Raw genomic sequence first — 10,010 nt, 5'->3', positions numbered from 1 at the left:
GAATGATTTGTATCAATCGATTCTTTAAAAATTGTTCCACCTGACAGGAGATCCCTCACCCTCGCTGCGCTCGGGTTCGGGATGACGCGGGGAGTTACAAAATACTTTAAATTGTTGTTATTTAGCTTGGGATTAGTGGAGCTGGGAATAAGAGATTTCATTTATATCCCCAAAAACCCGGGTTTCGCTACGCTACACCCAGGCTACAATTTAGGTCCCGCAGAATGTTTGGTAAACTCGCTCATGAGGTAAGGGTAAACATTGTAAGTGTTCAGTTCCTTTTTGCTGATGAAAAGGATTCTTCAAGACCGCTAAAAGGCTATCCATTAGAGCGCTGTCGTTGTGTTCAATGAACTCTCGGATTGCGTTTTCAATTAAGTGGTTTCTAGGAATATAAGCAGGATTTACCCGATTCATCTTGTCTTTTATTTCATTGATCTCAATTTCTTGTTGTTTGATACAATGCAACCAATCAGAAACCCACAGTTTGCTGCCGGGCTGATTCCCTAATGCTTTTATTAAATCGTTCTGATAGCGCTCACAATCAATGGCGTGACTCATCAGACGAAAAGTATTTGTAAAATCAGGTTTATGCTGTTGTAACATACTGAAGAACTTTTTAATCAGTTCGACCGGTTGAACATTTTCATCAAAAAGACCTAACTTTGCTCTTATTTTTTTATTCCAATATTGGGAGAAGCGTTCTGTAAATGAGTTAAGCGCTTCATGCATTTGTTCCAATGCTTTTTCACCTTTAAATAATGGCAGTAAAGCCAAACTTAATTGCCCCAAATTCCATTTTGCTATGGAGGCTTGATTTCCAAATGCGTAACGACCAGCAAGATCAATAGAGCTATATACTGTACCAAAGTCAAACTCATCCATAAAAGCACAGGGACCATAATCAATTGTCTCGCCAGATATGGTCATGTTATCCGTATTCATGACTCCATGAATAAAGCCTACTCCCATCCATTCAGCGATAAGATATGCTTGGCGGTCAACAATTTTTTTGAATAATTCAAGATAGGGGTTTGTGCTGGGTAAAAGCTCAGGATAATGTCGTTCAAGAGCATAGTTAGCTAAAGATCTAAGTAACTGATCATCTTCTTGAGCCGCAGCATATTCAAAAGAGCCCACTCGTAAACTACTTGATGCAACCCGAGTGAGAACACCCAAGGGTACAGGACCATTTTGGCGATAGATTTTTTCTTTGCTTGCAATTGCAGCCAAACAACGAGTGGTTGGAATATTTAATCCATGCATGGCTTCACTGATCAGATATTCTCTTAATACCGCAGAAAGAGGTGCTCTCCCATCACCTGTGCGTGAAAACATTGTTTTTCCAGATCCCTTGAGCTGAATATCCCATAGTGCTCCATCTTGACTGTGTATCTCACCAAGTAATACGGCGCGACCATCTCCCAAAAGAGGAACGTAGTATCCAAACTGATGTCCTGCATAGGCTAATGCGATACTTTTAAGGTGTGCAGGAACTACGTTTCCTGCGTAAAAAGAGATAATGTCTTGTTCGGGAGCCAAAGAAGAATGTGGCGCACAAAGATAGGAAGCAAATTCATGATTAAACTTAACTAAATAAGGATCTGTGATCGGCGTTGGCTCAATCACCTCATAAAAATTAGGCGGTAATTTTAAATAGGAACTACGATGAATATAAGGAATCAAATCAAGCCAATCCATAAAAAGGTATATTAAATGTTTAACGAAAATCCTTCAATTTTATAACAGCCAGCTGTTCTGAATTAATCAAAGGCAAATGTCTTGATCATATTATAGTGTTAGTGTCAGCAACCACAGCTAAAATTGATCAATAAGAAATAATAAATTTTCAATTATTGCTCAATGAGCTCGTCGGTTCTGAGTCAAGCTTGCTAAGCATTTCTTTTCCTTTCTTTCCTCCTTCACTCTGATTAATCATTTTCATATACCCTTCCCATCCGGGGAGTTTATCCAGATTTCCTGATTCAATAGCTTCTTTTGTTTTTTGGGAGTGCTCTTGAGTGATTTTGTCAAACTCTGATTTTTTTCCAATAAATAAATTAACTTCTATTCCTTTTCCTTCGGCCGCTTTAATGAACTCTCTAATCTGCTCTGGGGGCGTGTTATCAGGGAAAAACGCTAAAAGCTTAGGTTGGTAATCTGCTGGTGCATTTTGAGGATGTGCAATGGTTTCCAGGGTTAGATCTCTTACAAAGTCTAATTCTTCTTTGGTTGCATTTTCTGGTGTTGTGACAATCCAACTATGGGGAAAAAATTTATTCTCTATGGTAAATTTAGCCCCTGAGTTTTTTGATACAAATTCAACATATAGGGGAGCAACCTGATCCTTCTCATACAGTTTTTCAAAAAGAGTTGGATTAGGCTGTATAGTAAATAATAAATTTTCTTGTGCTCTATTCATGGCGGTCAAGGCGGCAAGTAGCTCATCATATCGTGCTTTCGCTGCTTTTTTTTCTTCTTCATGTAACTTCGTTTGCATAGAAATACCTCGAATATCGCTTATGATTGAATATTTATAGTATACATCAGAATGATTAAAGAAAACTGAATTGTCTTAATTGATGCTTATCGTCATGAGTTAATTAATCGATAAATCAATAGGGATGCGCGTTGAGTCTGTGTTGAAAGAGAAGTGATATCGATAGTTTCTCTCTCAGAATGTGCTCCAGTGCCTACAGGACCCAATCCTGCCAATGCTCCATCGACAAGGGAGGCAATGTGTGAGATATCACCTGCACCTCTTGCCCCGGGATCAAGAGGAAGTACCATTCCTTGTTCCAAGTCTTCACTAACTTTACTGTATTGTCTTAATAATTCCTCGTTAGCGGCAGTAGGCGGCATGCTCGGTATCCCATCCTGGAATTTAATAGAGGCAGTGGTGCCTGGCAAATGATCGGCAACAATATCTATTATTTTTTTCTCTGCCGCACTTTTTTGATCTTCAGTGATAAAACGCAAATCTCCATTTGCCATAGCAATTTTTGCGATTACATTTTCTTTGCCAAAAGCAGTTCCTTGATTTTTATTTCTATTACTAATCGTGGTGCCTCCTAAAACAAGACCTGGGTTAAATGATAAAAAATGCTCCCGGCTCAGTTTAGTACGCATTGTATTTAAGATTCTTACTAATTCGTATGTAGCGCCATAACCTGCTTTGTTTTGAAAAATTTCTGACGAGTGGGCCTCGTTACCATATGCCTCCACTGTCCAGTGCGCTATGCCTCTACGCGCAACGGTAACCGTATCTGATGTAATTGACCATTCAAAATCGAGGGCAATATCACTATCTTTTGCCGCATCAATTAACGGTTTTCTAGAAATTGAGATTGGTTTTCCTGAATCTTCTTCATCACCCGTTAAGATAACCGTTATATTTGCATCATCCATAACATGCGCTTCTTGCAACGCTTTTAATGCATAAAGGATGACAACCACGCCACCTTTGTCATCGATGATTCCAGGACCCGTTGCTACATCTCCTTGACGTACAAAATGCTGAAATGGACTATTAGCAGGAAACACGGTATCAAGATGGCCAATTAAAAGTAGTTTTTTGCCTTTGTTGCCAGTGTGCTGAGCAACCAATGTCCCTACTCGTTTTAGGGTAGGGGGTTCATCTACCCAATAGGTTTTAAATCCAAGTTTCTCCAGTCTGGGGCGTATCATGGTCCCAACTTTATGAATACCGGAGCGATTTGTAGTACCACTGTTTGTATTGACTAATTGTTCGAGTAATGAAAGTTGTTCTTGAGATTGAGTAGTAATATACCGGGTTATATGATTCTCGATTGGACTCAGATTGTTCGCGTTTGAGATTTGAATCCCCAGAGTTAAGGATAGAAAAAAGACACCAGCGAACTTCTTCATTATATTGTGCTTCCAATAACTTAAGTTATTTTATGCAGCAATCATACACTTTTGCAATAAAGAAAAAACATGAAATTTTTAATTTATTCTGATCATGAGGCTTGATTTTTTTGCTTGCGCACTAATTTAAGCGTTAGTTCACAGGGAGCATAACCTTGTTTTGTGGTCTCTTTAAGAATTTGTTCGCAGCAACTTACTAGTGCTGCAAAGTCCTGAGATGTATCTCCATGATGCAAAAGAAAAGAGGCGGCTTCTCGAAACAAGGTGAGGCTGGATACCAGTTTTTTGGTATCAATCTCTCCATGCATGAGTGTCAAGACAGAAATCGTTTTTAATTGTTGCTTTACCAATTGAGCAATTGCATGATAATTGCGGAACAGTAATTCATCTTGTAAATAGGCACATGCCTCCTTGAAATCAACAATACCAAAATGTTGAGCTATTGAACTGAATCCAAGCTGTTTCAACTGAGGAAAGATATACCATATCCAGTGGCTTTGTTTGCTCCCAGATTCCAGTTCAGTATAAGCTTGCTGGAATGAAACATAGATATCTTGGCTTTGTTGGGCTTTGATAAAACGTTGAATGTTGCTCATTAAGAAAATACCTTAATAAGTAGGTAATTTTTATAAATTAGTTAAGATAGAGCAATATGACAAGTTGAGTTATAAATATAAAGTGGAAGATTCAAGCGTCCATGAGTAAAAAGGAGGGAATTTTTACCCCAGAACGCGTCTTAATTCTGCTTCTTGTAAGCGAGCTGCAAAATCTTCGTCAGATTCTATTTGGTCACCCCGTTCATTTTTAAGAGCCTCTGCCGTATCAATCTTATCAACATCAATCTTATTTTTAACTTGGGAAAACAAACCCTGAGTCGATGCTGCTTGAATAAGTTCTTTTATATTTTGTCGATAAAGATCAACTTTATCTTCTTCGCCTTGGGTGCTTACAGTTGCAACAATCACTTGTTCTTCTTTTTTAGAGAAGGCTTCTTCTTCTTTTATTCGTTTTTGCCGTTTCTTAGGTACAGGAGGTGTATCAACATGCTCTTCTTTGGAGGAATTAGCCTGTGGCGGTGTCAATTGTTCGACATGGGTAGTCCAATGTGCATTACCCTCATTATTTAAAGTAATAGTAGAACGATCAGGAAGAGTAACCCCATTTTCTTTACCTACGACATAAAGATTTACATCAAGATGCGCTGCGATTTCTTTTAAATCATCATGTGTTGCCCATCTTCCTTGTTCCCTGATTTTTTCTACTCCTTTTAGAATTATTGAGTCAGGATTTTCTTTACCTACAGACATCACATCATGCAGTACTACATTTTTTACATGCTCAAGTTCAATTTGTTCTGGCCTATCCGCAGATTCTTGTTGGAGTTTTACCTGTAATGTTTGAGCGGTTTGTTCTGCTAAGAGTAGAACGTCAGGAGATAAAGCTAATTCGTTAAATTGTCTTATTTCAGCGAGTGAACCTTTATCATCGAAATAAAAGTCTACCAATTCTTTAAACTTACCAAACACGGGTGTTGCTTCAATTTTAGCTCGTTGGTCTAGTAATACTTCTTCTCCTCTGATTCTATTAATCAGTTCATTTTTATACACGTTAAAGGCGATATTTCTTAGCGACATCTGTAGCGTGAATAGGAGTTGATTTTTATAAGTTCTGGGAGAGTGATATAACTTATTTAAATCCACCTCCAGAATTTGTTGTAAACTAACGGTATGAAGACCTTCAGTGTTCCATCGATCATATGTCTTACTTTTTCCGTGGAGGGAGTATTCGTTTTGAATGGTGTTGATCAAGCCTATTGCAAAAGCATAAAATCCGCAGTCACCACCACCAGAATTATCTATTCTATAAGACATTTTACACTCGCTTTTAGGATTTATATTTACATATATTACACAAATTATACAATATTAACATTAAGTAATTATTATGTTATCGATGTCTTTTTAATGGTTCGTTAATAGACAAAATGACTTTAAACAAATAAAATATGGTTTATTTTTATGCAGAAATTAGTTTCAAGCAATTCAAAGGAGGTTTAGGAGCATGAGCTTAATTGATAATAGGATTGTAAAAGCTTCCTTTAGAGAAAACCCAGTAGAAGAGCGAAAACTCTTTCCTCAGTCTTCATGTCTGATGCCCATTAGTGTTGGCCAATCCATTCATGAGGGTGAAAAGTTTGCGGCAGTTATTAAACTGATTAACTCCTCATTTAAGCGATGTACCATTCTTGTTGATGATAGTGTCCAACGTCACACTATAGGTATTATGAATTATGCAGCACCAGATGAATTATACCAGTTAGCTGTACAAGAAGGAGATGACTGGTTGAAGCGAAATGAAATGGCTTATAATGAATTGACCATTCCTTTTGAGATTATGCGCTGGGATGATTGGTATAATAGTCAAAATTACATTAACACTCATATGCGTGTGCAAACGGAATATAACTCCAATGGATCATTTCGCGATGCAATTCATGCCAATATCGATGAATTTCTAACTCGATATTTGAGCCGATTTTCTGCTGCGGATGTCGATCATGAACGAGCATTTAAGCTCTGTCTTGATTATTTGATTGAGGAATGTTCTGTGATGTGCCTGTGGACCGAGAAAGCTTATGATTTCGAAGTTTATCCCAGTGGTAGAAATAAGGCGATGGCTGCCACTTATGAGTATTTGATAAAGCCCTATTATCCAAACTACTTAAGGCCTGTTGCACTTCGATTTAAAAAATATCCCGCAAAAGCAGCCGTAGATCACCTGAAAGTAATTCAAGAAGTTGTTTCGGAAAATGAGTCGGTAGTTGGCTGTTTCGAGTTCTGATTTGCACGGGTGTGCGCAGCGAAATTTGAATTGTTGGGGATAGTAAAACGTTTCAATCCCGGGTTCCGCTGCGCTGCCTCTGGGCTACAGGTTTGATTAATAAGGTGCTTTTGTTTTTATCCATTTTCTAATTTCAGAGGTGGTTTCCTCGATGACGCGTAGGATTTGCTGATATAACTGTTCCAATAAAGCGCGTTGACCTGATTTCCAATAACACTCAAAGTATTGGCAGGCTATTTTTAAACGAATGGCACCAACATATACGACACCGCCCTTTATTTTATGGGCAAGTTTTTGGATTTTTTCCCAGTCACCATGCTCATGCGCTCTTTTTAGCAGGACTAAATCTTCGACAAAAGAGTGGCTCAACATGAGGTTGAGCATTCCGCAAAGTGTAGCTTCTGTACCCGTTGTTTTAATTCCTTCTTCAACATCAAGTATTGGAAATTCTGCGAGCTGAAAAAATTGTTCCTCTGTCGTTGGTAAATCAAAGAGACCATGTTCAGGAGATGTGCCTTTTTCTATAGAGGGAATAAATGAATTCAAAATATCACAACAATTTTTTTGAGTGAGTGGTTTGCTGAGTACAGCATTTATCCCTGATTCAATGCACCGTTGCTTATTTTCTTCACCTATATGAGCCGTGAGCGCTATGATTGGAGTATGGTGGTTTTTGGCGATTTCTTGTACGCGAATGTGGTGAGTCACTTGATATCCATCCATATCGGGTAAACCGATATCCATAAAAATTAAATCATACCTATTTTTCTTCCAGAGCTGTAACGCCGATTGTCCATCAGCTGCTAGATCAACTTGACAGCCACATTGATGAAGCATTTCTTTGGCGATGGTTTGTGCAATAGTATTGTCTTCAACAAGTAAGATACGATGTTTGAATGGTTTTACCAATGACTCTGGATGCTTATTGGTAATCGGGTTTTTTTGTTCCAAGCTTGGAATGGTAGAGTCAATAAAATCCTTATCAATACCTGTTTCATCTTCAAGAAGTGCTGTTTTTAAGGGAATGATACAGGTAAATGTTGTTCCTTTTGCAACCGTACTTTCAACATATATTTCGCCATCTAATTCATCGATAAATTGTTTGATTACCGCAAGCCCTAGACCAGCTCCTTTATAAATTCCCTTGTAGGAAGGAGTTAACCGTTTAAATTGTAGGAAAATTTCCTGCTGTTTATCCTTGGGAATGCCTATACCGCTATCGTCTACGATGAATTTGAGGATGACTTCACGATTTTCCTGTTTTGCTAATTTGGCTGTTAATCTCACAAAACCTGCGTCTGTGAAATTCAGCGAATTGGCAATCAATTCAAGTAGAATTCGATGGATACGAACCGGATCACCGATGAGGTATTTAGGAATATTTGCATCAAAATTCAGCGATAAATCCAAGTGCTTTGCAAATGCCTTGGCTCTGTTAAGGTCAATAATATGCTGAGCCACTTTTTGCAAGACGAATTTTTTTCTGACTTTGGGTACTTCGCCAGAACTTACATGAATGGCTTCAAGCACATCATCCATAAAATCGAGAAGGGCATGGCTTGATGCTACCAGATTGTCTGCATACTCTTTAATTCGAGGGCTTTGTGCTTCAAATTTGATGAGATCTGCAAATCCAACAATGCCAGTAAGAGGGGTACGGATGTCGTGACGCATATTTTCAAGAAATTCTGTTTTTGCAAGACTCGCCGCTTCAGCTTTTTCTTTTGCAATATTGAGTTCTGCTTCAATTTTTTTTCTGTCAGTGATATCAATTGAAATCCCTAACACCCCCGTAATTTCCCCTTTTTTATTGCGCATCGGTGATTTATGACTTAAAACAATGGCTTTTTTTCCATCGATTTGAGCTTTTTCTTCAATGATTTCAGTTTCACCGGTCTGCATGATATGAAGATCATTTTGGCGAAATAATTCAGCTTGATTCTCACCCCAAGGTAAATCAAAATCAGTTTTTCCTACAATTTCATAACCAAATTGAAATCCTAAATTCTGAGCCTGTCGGTTGTTGCAACCTAAATACACTCCATTTTTGTCTTTCCAATAAACATGGCCTGGCATGTGAGCAAGAATGTTCTCTAAGGTGGATTGAGTTTTTTCCTGGCTTGAACGGAGATCGGCTTCTTGTTTTTTACGTTTGGTTATGTTTAATGAAACACCAACAATACCGATAACATTACCTTTATCATCTCGAAGAGGAGTTTTTCTGGTTAATACAACTACTTGTTGTCCATTCGCTATGGTTCCAGCCTCTTCTAACTCTAATGAGGAATTAAGAGCCATTACTTTTAAATCATTATTACGAATTGTTTCTGCAGATGCGGCCCATGGCATTTCAAAATCTGTTTTTCCAATGATCGATTTCATGCCAGTCATTTTCAGCATGTTGTCATTACAACCTAAGTAAACTCCATTTTTGTCTTTCCAATAAATATTACCTGGTAATCCTTTGAAGATGCTTGCAAGAATAGAAGGGTTGGCTTCAAGGGTAGGTGGAGCGGAAGACTCCTTGGAATCACTGGTTTTAACTTCAGGTTTCTTTTCTGACATAAGCTGTTCTCATTTTATTCTTAAAGTTATAGACCCTATATTGGCCACATACAAGATTAGGATTATAAAAGCATAACAATTTTTTTCTTGCTAAATTAACTATCAGAGTTTTTAATTAAGAAGTGTTTATTTACTTGGAGCAAGGAATGCCAGTTAGTAAAGAATGCATTATACTATTACAAAATTTAGTGGATGGATATAGGTATGAAGGGAAGGAAGATAAGGATTATTCATTCATTTACTCTTTATTAAAAGAACTTTCACTTATCATAGTACAGCACCAAAAAACTCACAAAGACGAGCGGATAATTGGTTTTCTCAGCACATCTGCATTGATTTTGGAGGAAAATCTTTGTTTTGCAAACGTATGCAGGGCATTTTTAATCTCTTACCAGCAAAAAACGCATGCTTTAGATTCAATGTTGGATATAAAGTTAAACATTCAATCCGAGTTGGATGCGTCATGGGGTAAGAAACACGTATCCGAAGCGAACCAATCTCCAGAGCCTTCTCCTTTTTTTCTGGAGTTGCAAGGAGCAATTGCTAAACGAGCACAGCGTCTTGCAGAAAAAGAACTATTTGAAAAACCTAATCCTTAGATTGATTAATTTAAGAGAATATGGTTTTGCAATTATTTAACTACATTTATCTAATAATAAGCCCATATGAATACGAATCCTATAATTTAGTTCTCAGCGCGTTTTATTGGTATTGCT

The 10,010-nt window shown here is 37.9% G+C and carries 8 protein-coding genes; 2 read left to right on the top strand and 6 right to left on the bottom strand.

Annotation, left to right across the window (positions count from 1 at the left end; all coding sequences use genetic code 11):
• Positions 1-210 precede the first annotated feature (210 nt).
• From BW930_RS13990 to BW930_RS13970, 5 genes are all read right to left on the bottom strand, one after another.
• Positions 211-1,701, bottom strand: coding sequence for a protein adenylyltransferase SelO (locus tag BW930_RS13990; protein WP_058468550.1), 1,491 nt, complete (start codon positions 1,699-1,701; stop codon positions 211-213).
• A gap of 148 nt (positions 1,702-1,849) precedes the next feature.
• Complete coding sequence (locus BW930_RS13985; RefSeq protein ID WP_058468551.1) at positions 1,850-2,500, bottom strand: hypothetical protein; 651 nt, start codon at positions 2,498-2,500, stop codon at positions 1,850-1,852.
• Positions 2,501-2,592: 92 nt separating this feature from the next.
• Positions 2,593-3,888, bottom strand: coding sequence for a M20/M25/M40 family metallo-hydrolase (locus BW930_RS13980; protein ID WP_058468552.1), 1,296 nt, complete (start codon positions 3,886-3,888; stop codon positions 2,593-2,595).
• A 92-nt stretch (positions 3,889-3,980) separates the two neighbouring features.
• A complete protein-coding gene (locus BW930_RS13975) occupies positions 3,981-4,484 on the bottom strand; it encodes a DUF1810 family protein (protein ID WP_058468553.1) in 504 nt (167 codons plus the stop codon).
• A 123-nt stretch (positions 4,485-4,607) separates the two neighbouring features.
• Positions 4,608-5,759 carry a hypothetical protein gene (locus BW930_RS13970; RefSeq protein WP_058468554.1) on the bottom strand — a complete coding sequence of 384 codons (1,152 nt, stop codon included), beginning with the start codon at positions 5,757-5,759 and terminating at the stop codon, positions 4,608-4,610.
• A 190-nt stretch (positions 5,760-5,949) separates the two neighbouring features.
• On the opposite strand from BW930_RS13970, the gene BW930_RS13965 reads away from it, so the two are divergent.
• Positions 5,950-6,729: a hypothetical protein gene (locus BW930_RS13965; protein WP_058468555.1), complete on the top strand. Its 780-nt coding sequence runs from the start codon at positions 5,950-5,952 to the stop codon at positions 6,727-6,729.
• Positions 6,730-6,825: 96 nt separating this feature from the next.
• Here BW930_RS13965 and BW930_RS13960 read toward each other — a convergent pair whose 3' ends face one another.
• Positions 6,826-9,294 carry a PAS domain-containing sensor histidine kinase gene (locus tag BW930_RS13960; protein ID WP_076547574.1) on the bottom strand — a complete coding sequence of 823 codons (2,469 nt, stop codon included), beginning with the start codon at positions 9,292-9,294 and terminating at the stop codon, positions 6,826-6,828.
• A gap of 146 nt (positions 9,295-9,440) precedes the next feature.
• On the opposite strand from BW930_RS13960, the gene BW930_RS13955 reads away from it, so the two are divergent.
• Complete coding sequence (locus BW930_RS13955; protein WP_058468556.1) at positions 9,441-9,893, top strand: hypothetical protein; 453 nt, start codon at positions 9,441-9,443, stop codon at positions 9,891-9,893.
• Positions 9,894-10,010: the final 117 nt, after the last annotated feature.

The sequence above is a fragment of the Fluoribacter gormanii genome (assembly GCF_900156395.1).
GTDB lineage: Bacteria > Pseudomonadota > Gammaproteobacteria > Legionellales > Legionellaceae > Legionella > Legionella gormanii.
Note: the sequence above shows the minus strand (reverse complement) of the source record. Positions and strands in the feature narration are given on the sequence as shown.